Raw genomic sequence first — 16,045 nt, 5'->3', positions numbered from 1 at the left:
TTAATACCCTGTTTTATTTAATGATTTATTCACTTCACTTGAAGCATGACGGGAAATATCACTTTTCTTATAAAAATGAATCCCATCCCGCTCCTCAATCTCAACCATACCTTGCTCGATCAGGTAATCAAACTGCCCTAATGTTTCCGATAGTGTCAGTCCAAGCTGCTGCTGGTAAATGCGTTCGAATAATTGAGTTGTCATTTCAAAGTTAGTTTGCGGTGAATTGAGCATGCCGTAAACTTTTAATGCACGTTGTCTTTGTTTTTCCAAGCGTTCATCAATGAGTGGTTCAATATTTGTCAGCTCTCCGCCATGACCTGCATACACTTTGGAAATCCCTAAATTTTCCAGGCGTTTAAGTGATTCATTATATTGCAGCAATGATTTAGGTCGTTCCATCGATAAATTAAGCGGTGGCTCTACTAATGGATTCGATGATGTGCGTTCCAGCAGTAAATCACCGCCGATGCATTCCCGGGTATTCTCTTCAACAAAAATCAAGTGACTTTGTGCATGTCCGGGTGTTTCATATACTTTCAAACCGGGATGACCTGGCACTTCATCGCCCTCATTTAAATAGCCAGTCAATGGAATTGTACCGAATAACTCAATTTCCCCTTTAACATGTAAAATCCGGTTCACATATTTTTCAGGCACGCCTTGCTCAATTAAAAGCTTTTTGAAAAATCGCTCGTGATACTGCAGAAATTCCGGCTCTTTTTTCATCCAGTAATCAACATATTGATGCCCTAACACTTCCGCTCCCGGAAATGCATCGATCCAACCGGCATGGTCCGGATGATGATGTGTCAGCACGACTTGTTCCACATCTTTCATATCATAACCTGCAGCGTGCAAACCCCATTTGATTGCTTCATACGCTTCTTCTGTTTTCGGCCCTGCATCAAATAAAGTCAGTGCATCTCCCTTTACTAGAAAAGCATTTACATCTCCCACTGCATATGGTGTAGGTATAACAATTTTATGTACTTCCATATTTTAATCCCCTTTGAATTGCTCGTAATGAATGACTATTCATTTATTTTAACTCTTTTTCCTTCATTCGTCACGTCAAAGGTTGACAGTTTTTCAATACAGCACTATAATTTTGGATAATTCAAAATTTACAGGCAATGAAAAAGCCAAGTAGATTATTTTAAGGTTTTAGAGAGTGCCGTCTTTGGTGAAATCGGCATAACCCGCTGAAATAATCGAACCTCCTTTTGAGCCGTTATGACAACATAACCGTACCCTTTGCGATAAAAAGGCTGAAGCTGCACACATTATGTGTGAATAAAGGTGGTACCGCGGAAATCAATGCATTTTCGTCCTTACTGATTGTAGGGATGGAGATGCTTTTTTTATGTTTCTTTAACAAATTTCCTAATGACTAAAAGAATCGGAATTAAAAATCGGAGGGATACAATATGAAAAAAATTATATTTATCGGCGCGGGATCGATGGCAGAAGCACTCATTCACGGATGGATTAAAAAGAATGTCATCAACCCGCATGCCCTGTTCATATCCAATCGGTCCAATAAAGAAAGACTAAATGATTTGGTGGAAAGCTACGATGTCAACCTATTGAAGGACCATGCACAATTGCAGGACGCAGATCTCGTCATTTTGGCAATGAAACCTAAAGATGCCCGTGCTGCAATGGAAATTATCGCACCACATCTAGCTGCAGATACGGCCATTATATCGGTACTCGCTGGTGTAACCATTGAAACAATTGAACAATATCTCGGCAGCCGTCCAATTGCCCGCGTGATGCCAAACACTTCCGCCACGATTGGCATGTCTGCATCCGGCATTGCGTTCAATCAGCATGTAACAGACGTCCAGCGTGCGCTTTACATTAAAATGCTTGAAGCGATCGGCATTGTGATTGAAGTCGAAGAAGAAAAGCTTCATGCTGTTACAGCGCTATCCGGAAGCGGTCCCGCCTATTTATACTATTTGATTGAAGCATTTGAAAAGGCCGGTGCTGAGTTTGGGCTATCAAAGGAAGTGGTGAGGGAGCTGATGGTACAGACAATTGCCGGTTCTGCGGAAATGTTGAAATCCGGAAACGTGGAACCTTCAATATTGCGCAGAAAAGTGACGAGTCCAGGTGGAACAACAGAAGCCGGAATTAAGGCTCTTGAATCGATGTCCTTTAACGAAGCGATTGTGAGCTGTGTCCGAAGTGCAGAAAACCGCTCAAGAGAGCTGTCACGCGGAGAATAAAAAACACCCACTAGTTAAACTGGTGGGTACCTTTTCCTGGGAAATATCAGTTAGATTCACTTTAAGAAATAACGCACTACAATGATATTGATACAGGAAGTCCAACCCGTTACCGTTTCAAACGTATAATAATATACATGTATATTATTATACGTATTTACTAAGAAATACATATGGGAACAAAGATATCAAAATTGATACAAAGATTTTGATCATTTTTTACTTACGTTTTCTTCAATTCTCCTTCTGAAATGGTTCATAATTCTTATCTGTTCTTCCGTTAATTTCTCTTTATTCCAATACATATGCATCAAGCTATATTCAAAGACTTCTTTTAGTTGTATAAATAAGGGAAGTATTTCTAACATTTCCTTCGGGAGATTATTTTCTTCTTGGTATCGCTCAATAATTGCTTTTGTTATATCCCTTTCATATTCAATAATGTTCCCACCACCTACAAATGAAAACTCTATGGCACTATATATTGGAACAGCCAAATCAAAAATATAAAAATTTTTCTCACAATCTTGAAAATCAACCATTGACAGCTTTAAATCATCATCTACCAATACATTTTCTAGCCATAAATCACCGTGTAGCAATCCATAATTGGATTTGTCTTTAGGAATGTTATTGATCTTTGTAATAATTTCTTGTGCAACATCTCTAATCATAGTTTCATCCTCAGGAATATATTTCAAGAAATCATATTCCTCATTTTGATACCAATCATTGATATATCTAACTGAATGTATTCCTTCAAATTTTTTAGTGAGACGATGTAATTTGCCTATTTGTTTTCCTAACTCTTTTAAGACATCGGCATTCCATTCATTTCTAGATAAGTGTTTTCCTTTTACAGCTGCATAAAGTACAGTTAATACTTCCTTGTTATTAAAGGTTATCTTTTCAATCTGATTACCCTTATTTGAAACCATTGTTGGTGATACACCTAGACCTTCTTTATATAGGTAATTTGTATATGTAATCTCTTCTAATTGTTCATCATAACTCTTGTAGTTTGTAATTCTTGCAAAATAAACACCCTGTTTGGCGATACATCGAAACATTTCATTTGTTACTGCTTCAACTTTAGTAATTTCTACTGGGTATATTTCGTTGAGCATTTCAAGTATTTTTTGTTCCATTTAGCTATCTCCCGTCTATTAGAATTGATTCCAATCTCTTTTTAACAAAGAAAAAGAGTAATGGTCATAGTACTTACCTCTAAATAAATGCTTATCTCTGTAAATCCCTTCATTCTTAAATCCAAGCTTCTCTAACAATTTTATAGAATTGATATTTTCCAAAGCGACATATGCGTTAATTCTATTCAGTGCCATATTGTTAAAGCCACTTTTAATAGCACAAATCAATACCTCTTTCATATATCCCTGTCCCCAATATTCATGCCATAAATCATAGCCAATCTCAGCTATATTGTTTGTTCCATCCCAGCAATGAAATCCACACGTTCCAATTTGCTGCTGATTATTTTTTTTGACTAGTATCCAGCGATTAAATCCTTCTTCTTCAGGATTTGAATTCCATTGAACAAACTCTGTGGCTTCATTTTTAGTCGTAAACAATTCTTCATCATATAAAAATTCACATACTTTTTCATTGCTGAAAAGTCGATAAATAAAATCAATATCCTCATTTCCCACATTCCGCAAAAGCAATCTGTCCGTTTCTAAATCCGGAAATTTCCTATGTACAGTCAATTTAAGCACTCCTCCTTATGAACACTAATTTAAGAACTCTTCTTCACTTCCCCAATTATTGTAATACTTAATTAACAATATTTACTAATTAATTATTGTAAATATCCCTCTGAAAATGTTCCAAGCTCTAAGAAATATAGGGCGGAGAGATAAACGCGCTTAATAAAAAATTTATTTATGTATTCCAAAGATCATTTAGGGGAGCTTATAGACTCGACTATTAAATTATTCCAAATAGAACCCCAATTTTTATTTTGGATTCGATTTGAATAAATAGTATATAGTTTGGAGTTTTCATTAAACGGAGGCGTAGGTCTGACTAGTCCTTCAAATAAATCATTTAATCCATAAGGTGCTAATATTTCTAGTTTATTGTTATTTAAACGCACCGCAATTGCGGTGGGTGTTTCAGGGAAATGAGCAACACCATCAATTGAAGAAGCATAGGGAGGAATTCTGTTTATTTTATGCATTCTCGCTTGGTTTTTTACGGACCAAGGCTGATTAGGCATAATTTCTTGCAACTTAGATTCTAAAGCTTTTTCCTCCTCTATTGAACTATCGTACTCGTCAAAATAGATAACATCAATATCATTTATTTCTGTTTGTACATTGTGTAAGTAATCCCAAACTTTATTTCTAATAACTCCCGCTGCAACCCAGCAATCATTTAATTGTAATGTTTGCACTGCTTTCAAAATTGACATTAATAATTGGTCTGATTTTATAATTTTAGTCAGCTCTAATTCGTATTTCAAAATTAATCATCTCCTTTTTTGTAATGCTATTATATCTTTTTTGTACTTATTATTTCCTATCTAAAAAATACTCTTCCTTTTTCAAGAAAAGCTAACTAGTGTTGGAGATTGTTATTAAATAAACCGTTAATCATTAGTTGATATAAACATATCTAAAATTATGTTCCAAATCATTTACTTATCATTAATTCAAATTCTTCTACCTCATCGTTCCATTCATCGTGTTTTGATGTGCTCATTCATTAAATTAGCTCTAAAAAAAATTGCTTCATTCATAGTCCATACGAAAGATTATACGTGGTAAACTAAATCTAAGGTGTAATTTGAAAGTAGGTTGTTCAATGGAATTTGTCATCTTTTTTATGATTGGAATTATAGGTAATGTTGTCGGTACATTGGTCGGAGGAGGGGGACTCATTAGCTTACCCACTATGTTACTTATGGGGTTACCCGTGCATTCAGCAATCGGTGCAAACAAGGTTTCCAATACTATCAGTTCACTCTCAACCTTTCTTGTCATATTAAAGAGAAAAGAAGTTTCCACGAAAGAAGCATTATCAGTCCTGATCTTTTGTCTTGGAGGAGGTATTTTAGGTGGACTGATTGCTTCTTTTTTAAGCGGAAGTACTCTAATGATTGTTGCAATCATCCTATTAAGCTTTGCATTTGTAACTTCCTTCATGAAAACAGTTAATTTTGATGGAACTGAACAGTTTCATGCAAATAAAAAATCCGGAACTGCACTAATTGGTATAGGAATGTATGACGGAATGTTTGGGCCAGGAAGCAGTACACTTGCGATGTATTTATATGCAAGCCAAAAAATTGCCTATATCCGAGCAGTTGGCTTAGCTAGAGTTGGCGTTTTTGCTAGTTGCTTTGGTTCTGCCATCACTTATATATCAACGGGTAAAATCATCTGGCCACTTACAATAGCATTAATGCTTGGATCAATTGTTGGTGCACAGTTCGGAGTAAGATTAGCTCGCAAATTAAAAACGGAACATGTAAAACCACTGCTTAGATTAGTAACAGTCCTTTTAATCGTACAAATAATTGTAGATTACTTTAATTTTTAAAAGTATCTTTTTGCTGGCCCGATAATTAAATAATGCGCTTTTCTTATTCAAGAAAAGCGCATTATTGTTGAAATCTAGAAGACTTTAGGTACCATTAACTCGTTTGGATTTTCTGTCATTTTCCTCTACTGAACTCTAAAATATTTAAACCTTCAGATGCTTTTGGTGCTTCAAAAACGTTAGTAACTTTAATAAATGTCTCTTCAGTATCAAATTCTGCTCTTTCGGGTTGTTCATTACGACGTTGTGCTATTTGCTGTAAGCATTGCTCGTTATTTAAATTCAGGAAAATTAGTTGATGGTTTGCATTGATCTCTAACACTAGATCCAAAAACCATTTCCGCTGTTTTTGGGTGTTACCTGGAAAATCCATTACTACATTTGTCCCAATACTTAATATATTTTGAACAAGCTTTTTGACCATTGGCTTGAGCTGTGCTGAGAATTTGAGATAGTCCTCAAACGCCGTGATCTGATTGGGATATAATGATGAAAGCCATTCATCCTCAGATAACAGTACCGCCTGTTTTTCGATAGCCAACTGTTTAGATTTTGTTGATTTTCCTGCCCCCATTTTTCCACAGAAAAAGTATAGGGTTCCTAATTCTTTCATGTTTTTATCCCCCAGACTTATTTTATTAGCTGTTGCCTAACCTTGTAGAAGTATAATTTCCTATCTATTTTTTGGTAATAGTAACGTCCTCTTTAAGTATGATTCTTCAGGTTCAATTATTCATATTTATTTTAGGTCTTATTATAACGGAAGACGGGGTAGAACGTCTTGCCCGTGGAATTTGATCCCGTCCGCGTATAGTCCTTCCTTAATATAGATTAAAATGGCACATTTCTTTTTCAAGAATTGCGCCATTTATTAGCTGATTATTCGGATTACTAACTAAAATAAGAAGTGCTGCATTGTTTGCAGATACAACCTCAGATTTGTACTTCAGTTTAGTACTTTTAATAGAAACCTCAATGCATCTCAGATCACTCAGTTTCTTTCTCTTTCTCCTTCTTTTTATCTTCCTTCTCTTTATCCTTCTCTTTTTCCTTCTCTTTATCCTTCTCTTTCTTCTCCTTTTCCTTCTCTTTCTTCTCTTTTTCCTTCTCTTTCTTCTCTTTTTCCTTCTCTTTCTTCTCTTTTTCCTTCTCTTTTTTCTCTATCTCTTTTTCTTTCTTCCTCTGCTCTTCCTCTTTCTTTTCCTGTTCTTTTAGCTGTTTGCCTAGTAGAGTTAAGTTAAATTCTTTTTGGTTAAATTCCGCCATAGATTCAGCCAAAACTTCTTTGAAAATCTTTGTGACAGTAGATCCGCCAGTTCCTAACAAATAATGATTTTCATCTGTTTGATCATATCCCATCCAAACTGCTCCTACAATTTCTGGTGTATATCCAACAAACCAATGGTCCTTTGCGCCCCCTGAATTGGCAAAAGGAAGCTCTGTCGTGCCCGTTTTACCGGCAACTTCCCATCCTGCCACTTGAGCATTCTTTGCTGAACCTTCTTCAACAACACCTTTAAGCATATATGTTATTTCCTGAGCGACTAAGGGCTTCGTAACATTCGTTTCATTATGATGCCACTTAGCAATGACCTCGCCATCTGCATCTTCAATTTTTTGGATAGAGTGTGCTTCTACCATTACACCATCATTAGGAAATGTGGAAAACGCCTGAGCCATTACTAATGGAGATACGCCTTCACTCAAACCACCAAGTGCTAAACCTAAATTATGATCCTTTTCATTCAATTTAATACCAAAACGCTCTACTGCATTAATACCGTATTTCAATCCCATTTTATTTAATAACCATACCGGTGGGATGTTGTATGACTTCACCAATGCTTCATACATTGTTACTTCTCCATGGAATCTATTGTCGTAGTTCATTGGTTGATACCCGTCAATATTAATAGCTGAATCTTGTAACATATCATAGATTTCGTATCCTTGCTCCAGAGCAGGGGTATATGCCGCCAATGGTTTCATAGTTGACGCAGGTTGACGTTTTAATTGGGTAGCTCGATTAAAACCCCTAAAAGTATGGTCTCCCCTTCCCCCAACAAGTGCACTGATTCCTCCAGTTGAAGGATTGATGAAGATCGCCCCACTTTGGATTAGCTGGTCAGATTGCCCTTCAGGGAACATTGCATTATCGTTATATACCTGTTCAACTGCATTTTGTATTGCAGGATTCAGTTCTGTATAAATATGAAGCCCGCCCGAGAGAACCTCATTTTCTGTAAGCCCGTATTGTTTGATTGCTTCCTCAATTATATGGTCCACATAATAAGGATATTTCCCCTTATACTCATCAATCTTTTTGCCCTCTACTACGATAGGATTATCTTTTGCTTTTTTCGCTTCATTTTGAGTAATGTAACCTTCCTTTTCCATCAATGCTAGAACAAGGTCTCTCCGTTGAACGGATATATTCATATCTTTTAATGGTGACAAAATAGAAGGCGCTTTAATCAAACCTGCAAGCATAGCCGACTCACCTAATGTTAATTCACTAACATCTTTGCCGAAATACGTTTGAGCAGCACGCTGCACGCCCCAAGCTCCTTCACCAAAATATATTTGATTTAAGTACCGTTCCATTATTTCGTCTTTATCGTATGTTCGCTCAATTTTCTTCGTCAAAATCAGTTCTTTTAACTTTCTCGTATATGTACGCTCTTGTGTAAGAAAGACATTTTTAGCCAATTGCTGTGTAATTGTACTTCCTCCCGCTACAATTTCTCCTCTCAACGTGTTTTGAGTCATCGCACGTACAATTCCTATAACATTAATTCCATTATGCTTGTAAAACTTCTGGTCTTCCGTTGCAATAACAGCATGAATAAGATGTTCCGGAATCTGTTCTATATTGACTCCATCTATTTTGGAACCGGTAACTTTACTGGCTACTTCTCCATTTTGATCATAAATAATTGTTGGCTGTGGCGTGGGTTCTTCCAGTTTACTTACATCGCTTGTCCAAATAAAAATATTAAATATGAGGAAACAGCATAATAAAAATATGGAAGCTCCTACTATAATTTTCATTATTATTTTCTTATCTTTAACCTTACGACATATCCGTCCGCTTAATTTTTGCTGTTGTCTTCTTTCAACTCTTTTCACATTTTGTTCCACCTTTTAGTTTTACAATTCAGCTTCTGTACAAATGTTATTGTTAGATAGGAAATATACATAGTCAATAGGGATTTGTTAAACCGCTACTTTATCCTCTCTTAAACTTTGTGCAGTTCATAACATTTCTCCTAAATTTAATGCCCTCAAATGAAAAATGGGCGCCAATTCTTGTTTAAGAATCTCACCCGGTTGTTTAAAATGCTTCTTAAAGTAAAGCACTCCTGATATATTTTTATAAAAGGATAAGCTCAATCCTGACTGTTGTATGAAAAGTTTTTACATTCTTACGTCTCTACTAATTATTTTATTTGTATTAGGGTTAATATAGATGCCAATCGGTCCCAAAAACCTATCACGAGATGTATTAAAAATTACTTTCATTATTTTGATTTGCTTTCCATCATTGTTTGGTTGTACTTCATGATTAACGCTGAGCTTTTCCTCTGTTACTTTCGCATCTTTCCAATTTCCTAATACGGTTTCTTTATCCGTGTTGCTCAAACTTGCCCAAGCAATTTCCCGCATTTCCATATATACTTTCTCTAATTCACTTAAAGAATCTTCTGGATCTACCTGTTTTTCATTAATGCACCCTAGAACGATAAAACTTAAAGAAAGAATAAAGAGAAATAAAATCAGATTTTTCATTTGCACCTCGCTTATATTTTACAAAAGTTCCTATTATTAAACCAAGTATATTTTTCACTCTCTACCTCCTAACTTTTCATTATTAACATTTAGAATAACTCACTAGATTTTAACATAAGTTCTATCTATTTCCGACATAACTTCGATGTTCTATAAATCGATTAGACAATATGAAAATAATTAATATTTGGTTATTTATGTTAAAATAGTAATATTATAAAACTCCATTTAGTTAAACTAATAAACTGGTTGTTTAAACAAGGAATTGCAGACTTTTAACAAGAAGTGGTTGATGTATAAATTTTGGAGTGTGATAAAAGTGAAATGGTTGAAGTATGTAATGGGATTTATAGTAGTAATAGCTTTATGTACAGTTGTTTGGTTTGAACTCACAACAAAAAAAGAAGTAAACCAATTAGAGGAAAAAGTAATTATCCTGGAAGATCAAATTGGTAACCATTATAGGAGCGACCTCTATTTATGGGAAGATGCGGCAGAGCAACTATTAACCTATGATTTTTCTCAGCCTATAACCGATGAAAACAATAATGAAATCTTTAAAATTTCAAGATTATTTTATACCGCATCGGAAAACCTTTTTTTTAGACTTGGTACTGAGTCAATCCATCCAGAATTGTATTCTAAACTGTCCAATGTAGATAGGTATTTTATAACTTATTTTGATGAAGGTTCACTTACAGAAGAACAAGTCGCCGATTTATATCAGGTTCTCCATGCAGTACGTTTTATCGCTAAGGATATCAATGGCCTTACTGTATATGATACGCAAGCTTTATATAATGCGATGCACAATGAAGAACACGAAATTGTCGAGCGTATTAAGTACCGTCTTTCAATAGAATATTGATGAAAACGCTCAGAGTTTCTGAGCGTATTATTCTCAATATATAGAAAAATTGTAGGTTAAATATTGTTTTTACTAATTACAAGTTTTCAAGAAATCCTTAATTACCGGGTAATCTGGTGGACTGATACGTACAGGTAAATCTGTTAAATCAAAAAATCTTATATCACTTGCTTCTGTTTCATCGTATTTAATCGAACCCTCATAGTTTTTACAGATAAAGACAGTAACGACGTTATAAACCTCATCACCATGAGGATATTTATAATAAAATTCTTTACCTGAAAATGTTCTGAATAATTCTAACCGAGTTGGGGTTAATCCCGTTTCTTCTTCCATTTCCCTAACTGCCACCTCTTCCAAGCTTTCGCCTAATTCCATGGCCCCACCAGGAAGCCCCCAACTTTTATTATCTTTTCTATGTTGTAAAAGTAGTTGTGCTTTTTCATTTAATATTAAAACGCAAGCTCCAACCATAATTACCGGAGCTGTACCAATCTTCTTCCGCAACTCCCTAATATATCCCAGTGTAATCACCTACTAATATTTTTTTAGTTTAAATTCCTTAAGGTATTTTGTAGCACTGATTCTTAATTATAGAATCGCGCCCGATTTGAAATTCACTTCTCTTCAGTTTGGATAATAATTTTCATATGTATCTACTTAGAATACAATTCTGAAAAAAACAATTGGTACTCCCGAATATTATTTTTAATACTAGCTCTAGAATAAAAGTGGAAAATATAGTTATCTTTCTCCCAATGTACCATCCAGCTTTTATATTTGGTATTTTGACGACACAATATAATATTATTAACAGGTATATCTAAAACAGATCCACTCACTCTTTTGATATTCCAACTCTGCCTTGTTCCAATTTTATGACCTGTAAACGGAGGAAGCGGATCTGATAATTCTCTAGGAGCAATCCACAGCCAAAACCCGTTTGTAAAATCTTCTTGAGTACGATATAAAAAATGATACTCTGAGCCAGCTTCATATTCTTTATAACCTATTGAGTCTAAATTAAATTCATTATATATTTTTGGGATATTTATTCTTAGACTCTCTTCAATTAATATATCCTCGTTAGCCTCATACCAAGTTACACGAGAAACTTCATCATCTATATCCCATTTCGATTTGTTATAACGAGCGGTGTAACTACAGGAAGTATAAGATTGTTCACCTATTGTGCGAATGGAATCGTTATCAACTGCTTTTAAACTTTGTAATATCATTAATATTTCTTTTTCATCAAAAATTCCCGCTATTACAGAAAGTTCAATATTAGTGAACCATCTACAAAAACTCGCCGCTTGATTACCTTTGTAATCGGTACCAATAAAACCGACAATACCTTCTATTTCAAAAGACTTTCCTTGTTGTATTAAATTCGTATCTGCTGTAATTACAGGTATCGCCCAATCATAGAAAAATTGTTTAATACGGAGGACTCTTCCTTTACTATGTATTTCAAATCGAATGGAAGAACGTTGCTTATTTGTTTCTTTTTTCAATGTAAATTTTTTAAGGTAATACGATTCAGGTAATGAAGGCATTAATATCACGAAATTTGTATATTTTTGAGCTTCTTGTACTTCATTAATTAATAGTTCATTGATCACTTAAACACCCCCCTTATTTATTTTTACATATTGAAACAATTTATAAACCATTCATAAGTCCAATATTGAGATTGCTGTTACAAAACCAAACTAAAAAATCTGCAATTCTATATTTGTAACTCAGCTGATTGTATAACAATAGCAGTTAAACCTTTTTGACTACCACAAACGTGACTTTCTCCTTTTTCCCATAATACAGCTTCACCCTTTTGCACTTTTACCTTCTCGTCACTTTCCCCCTGAACCCAACCGTCTCCCTCAATCACGATAAACAATTGTGGAACAGGTGCCCTATGACGACCTACTAAACCGTTAGCTTCGACATTCATAAATCCGAAATTTGTTGCATTTTCGGTTTTTATAATTTTGTTATAGGCTGTGAAAATTGAATTATAATTTAAAACTGGTTTCGCTTTATCCTTTGCAAAATTTAAAAGCTGCATTATATACTCCCCTTAAGAATCGATAATCTAAATTTATTATTCCGATAAACTTTCTCCCCACCTCTTACATTATTTAAGATCTCTATGATTTATTTCATCTCTTAATTTCTTAATTTCTTCTGTCTGTTCGATAATATTATTGTTCATTCTTCTTATTAAATCGTATATGGCAAAAAGACCAACGAAAATTAAAATTGCGAATAGTATACCCATTAGTTCCCCTCCTTCTTTTTCTTACATTTTTATATTCATTTAATTAACATAGGGTTATTTGTACAAGATTTCCCCACTAAATAAAACAAGCGCAGATCCTTATTATAGAATCGCGCCAAATATCAAAGTACTTATTTCAAATAAAGTATGGTTTTTCTAAATAAATCGATACTTACTTGAGAATTGGGAAATAGCCAAAATAACTGTCGCCCCAACTACCAAATACCAAATTATATTAAAAGGAATTACAAACATTAGTAATCCAAACAAAACAGCTACTGAAGCGCTAATTATCATTGATTGTGCACTAGTAAATCTATTCTGCAGGAAAAGATAAATTGCTAACGGTAATGCTAAAGTAAAAATTGGAATGTAGATTGTAATAAATGAAATTTCAAATAAAAATAGTGACAGCACTGCTATTACAAAACCTACAGATGTAGTATAGGTTCTTCCTAAAGTTTTTTCCCCTGAAATAGAGACACACAGCATAATAGTTAACACAGCAAATAATCCGGATATTGAAACAGATGTATAATCCATCAACAGAGCCGCTATGGAAAGACAAAGTAATGAAATACACGGTAACAGCATGATTATGGGCTGTTGCCCTTTTTCTAGATTCATTACATTAGTAAACCCTACTAGGAATAATAAAGAAAATGGAATTGCTAATAATCCTAATTCAATTTGATTAATATAAGTAACCTCAAGATCGCCAAACAATATAATGAGTAATGATGCGCTAATTTGACCAACTGTCATCCAAATACTTGATAATTTAAATTTTTGAGTAAGCTTCGTTGAAATTACGACCATAACCAAACCAATTAATAGCGTTAAATATAACAAATTTCCCCCTCCTCATTTTGAGAATATATACTTTTGTGAAGGTATAATTTTTCGCAACACACTCAGTATCCTACCATAAAAAACCAATTATTTAAATGCTATCTTTACTTGAAATATGCTCTATATGCACTGATGAAAGCTTCAGGTGAGGATTTCACGATATACGTATATACACCTTGCAGCGTATGTAAATAAAGTATACCCCCTTGTTTCGCAATTTCCCGGTAAGAAAAATCCATCACAATCTTAATTGGAAATTCTCGATTCTGAGTAACAACTTTATCTTTGTATAAGTAAATGATTCGGTCATGCTCTATTTCAAACTGTTCAGTACTTGTGACTGTTCTTTCTACCTTAATGTAAGGATGTTGCGCTATTAAATCCATGTGAACCTCCTAATGCAAAGACTTAGGATTATATTAGCACAAACAGATTATCTATTTGGTAAAACGGAAACACCTTCAGCTGAAAAGGCGGAATTCTTCTTCATGAATTCCGCTCGCTTGTTGGATTTAAAATTTCTCCACACCAAAATATTCAGTTAAAGGTTGCTGTCTCCCGTTTTCATGCCATTCCATATAGTTGCCAAAGACCTTCATTACGTTGCCTTCATAGCGACATTCTACTAAATAATGAACTGCAGCAGCGCTTCTCCAATAATTCAGCATAATTGAAGCTAACGATGTCTGATTATAACTATCTGCTCCAAAATCATCTAAAGAAAAACCGCCATACTTTGGCTTAAATAGTTTAATCATTAAGTTTTCATTTTCTCTTAATTCTTTATATCGTTGTTCTGGTAATGTCATTCTTTGAGATAGATATTCACACATTCCTTCTTCAAACCAAATACTATTATGGCGCTCCTCTTCAAACTCATCAGGAAAGAGTTCAATATGATGTGTTAGTTCATGTGCTAAAATACAAAAAACATCATCGATCGTCAGTGAATGGAAATAATTTTTTATGTACTGAATTTCATCACTATTCTCCAGTTCCTCATCATCCAATTGGGAAAGGTAAAATGCCTTCCATTCGCTAACACTTGGCGACATATAAATTGTTTCCCGATTCGTATAGGCGGGCACAGGAACTTGTGAAAATACGGTAGTAGCAATCTTACTACTGGTCCATACGATTGATTTAGGCACTTCTTTAAGCTCAAATTGGTTAATTAACAATTCTTTATACGCAGTCAATTTTTTATTTAATACATGAATTTCGTCTTTATAGATTTCATAATCCTGAATACTTTCAAAAGCATAAATTTGTTTCATCATTTTGCATCACTCACCTCTCTTGATCAGCCTTATTTTTAAGATGTAGCTCAGAAAGATCTCTTATATAAATTAATGAATAGTCATCTCTAATATCTACTTCATAAAAGTAATAGTTATCCGTAACAACATCTTTAACTTCTATTTCAAACAACCCCATTCCTCTTCGGTAATTGTTTTCTACTAAAGTTATATTTTCCCGATCAATGCCATAGTTAGTTTCCATATAGTCTTCCACATAATTGAATACAACCGCGCCTCGAGATTTAATATTAAAATAATTGAAAGTAACAAAAATAACTACTATAAAAAATAATAGATTAAAGAGAATTATTTTTTTCAAGTGCCTTCCCTCCGTCTAAATTTAATCTTTAACACCAATTCACAAGATAAATTTAAATAATCATTTATTACGTAATCGGGCCACTTCTTCTAACATTAAAATAAACTTTACTTGCTCTTTTTCACTACGAATTAATCTATTTACACGCATAGAACTTTGTAAGTACTTCCTAATTTTTAAACTTACATAAAATGAACGCTGATTCTCCTCAAATTTATATACATCATTAAACCAAGAATAGCCTTTTAATTTTTCTATATTCTTTTCTATTTTTTCTGTATTTAAGCCTTTACCACCACTAAAATCAAAGAAATTCACACCTGATATGATACTTGAAATTATAGTAAGCAAAATTCCTAATAATGCTACAATCCTTCTGCCAAACTTATTCAAAAAAATCCTCCTTATACAAGGTTAGACCAATCTTAGCATATTTCCGTTTAAAGACGGATTAGCATTTACAGACTGGTTAGACTTCAAAAAAAACACTCAGTTCAAAAAATAACTGAGTGTTTTGGAATGTAATCAAATAATATAATTGTTTTCCCCTTTTGCGAAGCAGAACCGTTTACAATGTTCCATTCTTAATCCGCTTCACAATACTGAATGTGGTATAGAGCGAAATTGGCCCTAAAACCGCGGCAATGATCAGCCACATCGTTAAGCTGTCTGTCGCCTTCAGCATTTCCAAGTTTGTTCGTATGTACACAACGACCCCAAATAACAGAATATAGCTCATGACATTTGGAAAAATAACTAGCAATCGTAATACTTTTGGTGAAATTGTCGGTTGCTGCATCATTCATCCTCCTTTTCTCTATTATAGCGGAATATTTC

20 protein-coding genes and 1 other annotated feature are annotated in these 16,045 nt (G+C 34.3%); of the genes, 3 read left to right on the top strand and 17 right to left on the bottom strand.

From position 1 onward, the window contains the following. Positions 1-999: an MBL fold metallo-hydrolase gene (locus ABS917_RS07405; protein ID WP_350478408.1), complete on the bottom strand. Its 999-nt coding sequence runs from the start codon at positions 997-999 to the stop codon at positions 1-3. Between the two features lie 128 nt (positions 1,000-1,127). Further along, positions 1,128-1,339, top strand: a binding site (T-box leader). A 91-nt stretch (positions 1,340-1,430) separates the two neighbouring features. Between ABS917_RS07405 and proC the strand changes: the two genes are divergently transcribed. After that, positions 1,431-2,237, top strand: a complete 807-nt coding sequence (gene proC, locus ABS917_RS07400) for a pyrroline-5-carboxylate reductase (RefSeq protein ID WP_350478407.1) — start codon at positions 1,431-1,433, stop codon at positions 2,235-2,237. A 212-nt stretch (positions 2,238-2,449) separates the two neighbouring features. Here the strand turns inward: proC and ABS917_RS07395 are convergent, their stop codons facing one another. The 3 genes from ABS917_RS07395 to ABS917_RS07385 form a co-directional block, all read right to left on the bottom strand. Then, positions 2,450-3,385 carry a phosphotransferase enzyme family protein gene (locus ABS917_RS07395; RefSeq protein ID WP_350478406.1) on the bottom strand — a complete coding sequence of 312 codons (936 nt, stop codon included), beginning with the start codon at positions 3,383-3,385 and terminating at the stop codon, positions 2,450-2,452. A gap of 18 nt (positions 3,386-3,403) precedes the next feature. Further along, positions 3,404-3,961, bottom strand: a complete 558-nt coding sequence (locus ABS917_RS07390; protein ID WP_350478405.1) for a GNAT family N-acetyltransferase — start codon at positions 3,959-3,961, stop codon at positions 3,404-3,406. Between the two features lie 191 nt (positions 3,962-4,152). Next, positions 4,153-4,719, bottom strand: a complete 567-nt coding sequence (locus tag ABS917_RS07385) for a nucleotidyltransferase family protein (RefSeq protein WP_350478404.1) — start codon at positions 4,717-4,719, stop codon at positions 4,153-4,155. Positions 4,720-5,060: 341 nt separating this feature from the next. Here ABS917_RS07385 and ABS917_RS07380 point away from each other — a divergent pair, with 341 nt between their 5' ends. Further along, entirely contained in the window at positions 5,061-5,798 is a 738-nt protein-coding gene (locus tag ABS917_RS07380; RefSeq protein WP_350478403.1) for a sulfite exporter TauE/SafE family protein, read from the top strand. Positions 5,799-5,913: 115 nt separating this feature from the next. On the opposite strand, the gene ABS917_RS07375 is transcribed toward ABS917_RS07380, so the two are convergent. The 3 genes from ABS917_RS07375 to ABS917_RS07365 all read right to left on the bottom strand — a co-directional run bounded on the left by ABS917_RS07375 (position 5,914) and on the right by ABS917_RS07365 (position 9,587). Further along, the gene (locus ABS917_RS07375) at positions 5,914-6,411 is read right to left on the bottom strand and encodes a P-loop nucleotide/nucleoside kinase family protein (protein ID WP_350478402.1); all 498 of its coding nucleotides are present in this window, start codon (positions 6,409-6,411) and stop codon (positions 5,914-5,916) included. Positions 6,412-6,785: 374 nt separating this feature from the next. Next, a complete protein-coding gene (locus ABS917_RS07370) occupies positions 6,786-8,927 on the bottom strand; it encodes a transglycosylase domain-containing protein (RefSeq protein ID WP_350478401.1) in 2,142 nt (713 codons plus the stop codon). Positions 8,928-9,215: 288 nt separating this feature from the next. Beyond that, positions 9,216-9,587, bottom strand: coding sequence for a hypothetical protein (locus ABS917_RS07365; protein ID WP_350478400.1), 372 nt, complete (start codon positions 9,585-9,587; stop codon positions 9,216-9,218). Positions 9,588-9,906: 319 nt separating this feature from the next. Here ABS917_RS07365 and ABS917_RS07360 point away from each other — a divergent pair, with 319 nt between their 5' ends. Next, complete coding sequence (locus ABS917_RS07360; RefSeq protein ID WP_350478399.1) at positions 9,907-10,455, top strand: hypothetical protein; 549 nt, start codon at positions 9,907-9,909, stop codon at positions 10,453-10,455. Between the two features lie 72 nt (positions 10,456-10,527). Here ABS917_RS07360 and ABS917_RS07355 read toward each other — a convergent pair whose 3' ends face one another. The 10 genes from ABS917_RS07355 to ABS917_RS07310 form a co-directional block, all read right to left on the bottom strand. Further along, on the bottom strand, positions 10,528-10,980 hold the full coding sequence (locus ABS917_RS07355) for an NUDIX hydrolase (RefSeq protein ID WP_350478459.1): 453 nt from the start codon (positions 10,978-10,980) through the stop codon (positions 10,528-10,530). A 131-nt stretch (positions 10,981-11,111) separates the two neighbouring features. After that, on the bottom strand, positions 11,112-12,080 hold the full coding sequence (locus ABS917_RS07350) for a hypothetical protein (RefSeq protein ID WP_350478398.1): 969 nt from the start codon (positions 12,078-12,080) through the stop codon (positions 11,112-11,114). 107 nt (positions 12,081-12,187) lie between these two features. Then, a complete protein-coding gene (locus ABS917_RS07345; RefSeq protein WP_350478397.1) occupies positions 12,188-12,523 on the bottom strand; it encodes a cupin domain-containing protein in 336 nt (111 codons plus the stop codon). 69 nt (positions 12,524-12,592) lie between these two features. Further along, complete coding sequence (locus ABS917_RS07340) at positions 12,593-12,736, bottom strand: hypothetical protein (RefSeq protein WP_350478396.1); 144 nt, start codon at positions 12,734-12,736, stop codon at positions 12,593-12,595. Positions 12,737-12,892: 156 nt separating this feature from the next. Beyond that, positions 12,893-13,588, bottom strand: a complete 696-nt coding sequence (locus ABS917_RS07335; protein ID WP_350478395.1) for an MraY family glycosyltransferase — start codon at positions 13,586-13,588, stop codon at positions 12,893-12,895. A gap of 104 nt (positions 13,589-13,692) precedes the next feature. Further along, positions 13,693-13,974 (bottom strand): hypothetical protein, encoded by a 282-nt coding sequence (locus ABS917_RS07330; RefSeq protein ID WP_350478394.1) that lies wholly within the window; start codon positions 13,972-13,974, stop codon positions 13,693-13,695. A 126-nt stretch (positions 13,975-14,100) separates the two neighbouring features. Beyond that, positions 14,101-14,868, bottom strand: a complete 768-nt coding sequence (locus tag ABS917_RS07325; protein WP_350478393.1) for a hypothetical protein — start codon at positions 14,866-14,868, stop codon at positions 14,101-14,103. 10 nt (positions 14,869-14,878) lie between these two features. Then, on the bottom strand, positions 14,879-15,208 hold the full coding sequence (locus ABS917_RS07320) for a histidine kinase (protein WP_350478392.1): 330 nt from the start codon (positions 15,206-15,208) through the stop codon (positions 14,879-14,881). A gap of 60 nt (positions 15,209-15,268) precedes the next feature. After that, positions 15,269-15,601, bottom strand: coding sequence for a nitrite reductase (locus ABS917_RS07315; RefSeq protein WP_350478391.1), 333 nt, complete (start codon positions 15,599-15,601; stop codon positions 15,269-15,271). 175 nt (positions 15,602-15,776) lie between these two features. Further along, the gene (locus ABS917_RS07310) at positions 15,777-16,007 is read right to left on the bottom strand and encodes an acyl-phosphate glycerol 3-phosphate acyltransferase (protein ID WP_350478390.1); all 231 of its coding nucleotides are present in this window, start codon (positions 16,005-16,007) and stop codon (positions 15,777-15,779) included. Positions 16,008-16,045: the final 38 nt, after the last annotated feature.

This window comes from Solibacillus sp., from assembly GCF_040273735.1.
Taxonomy (GTDB): domain Bacteria; phylum Bacillota; class Bacilli; order Bacillales_A; family Planococcaceae; genus Solibacillus.
This window is presented reverse-complemented; position numbering and strand designations above follow the sequence as displayed.

Bases quoted from the DNA above. Each gene is read 5' to 3' on its own strand.
- ABS917_RS07405 (WP_350478408.1), bottom strand. From the start codon at position 999: ATGGAAGTACATAAAATTGTTATACCTACACCATATGCAGTGGGAGAT.
- proC (WP_350478407.1), top strand. From the start codon at position 1,431: ATGAAAAAAATTATATTTATCGGCGCGGGATCGATGGCAGAAGCACTC.
- ABS917_RS07395 (WP_350478406.1), bottom strand. From the start codon at position 3,385: ATGGAACAAAAAATACTTGAAATGCTCAACGAAATATACCCAGTAGAA.
- ABS917_RS07380 (WP_350478403.1), top strand. From the start codon at position 5,061: ATGGAATTTGTCATCTTTTTTATGATTGGAATTATAGGTAATGTTGTC.
- ABS917_RS07375 (WP_350478402.1), bottom strand. From the start codon at position 6,411: ATGAAAGAATTAGGAACCCTATACTTTTTCTGTGGAAAAATGGGGGCA.
- ABS917_RS07365 (WP_350478400.1), bottom strand. From the start codon at position 9,587: ATGAAAAATCTGATTTTATTTCTCTTTATTCTTTCTTTAAGTTTTATC.
- ABS917_RS07345 (WP_350478397.1), bottom strand. From the start codon at position 12,523: ATGCAGCTTTTAAATTTTGCAAAGGATAAAGCGAAACCAGTTTTAAAT.
- ABS917_RS07340 (WP_350478396.1), bottom strand. From the start codon at position 12,736: ATGGGTATACTATTCGCAATTTTAATTTTCGTTGGTCTTTTTGCCATA.
- ABS917_RS07330 (WP_350478394.1), bottom strand. From the start codon at position 13,974: ATGGATTTAATAGCGCAACATCCTTACATTAAGGTAGAAAGAACAGTC.
- ABS917_RS07325 (WP_350478393.1), bottom strand. From the start codon at position 14,868: ATGATGAAACAAATTTATGCTTTTGAAAGTATTCAGGATTATGAAATC.
- ABS917_RS07310 (WP_350478390.1), bottom strand. From the start codon at position 16,007: ATGCAGCAACCGACAATTTCACCAAAAGTATTACGATTGCTAGTTATT.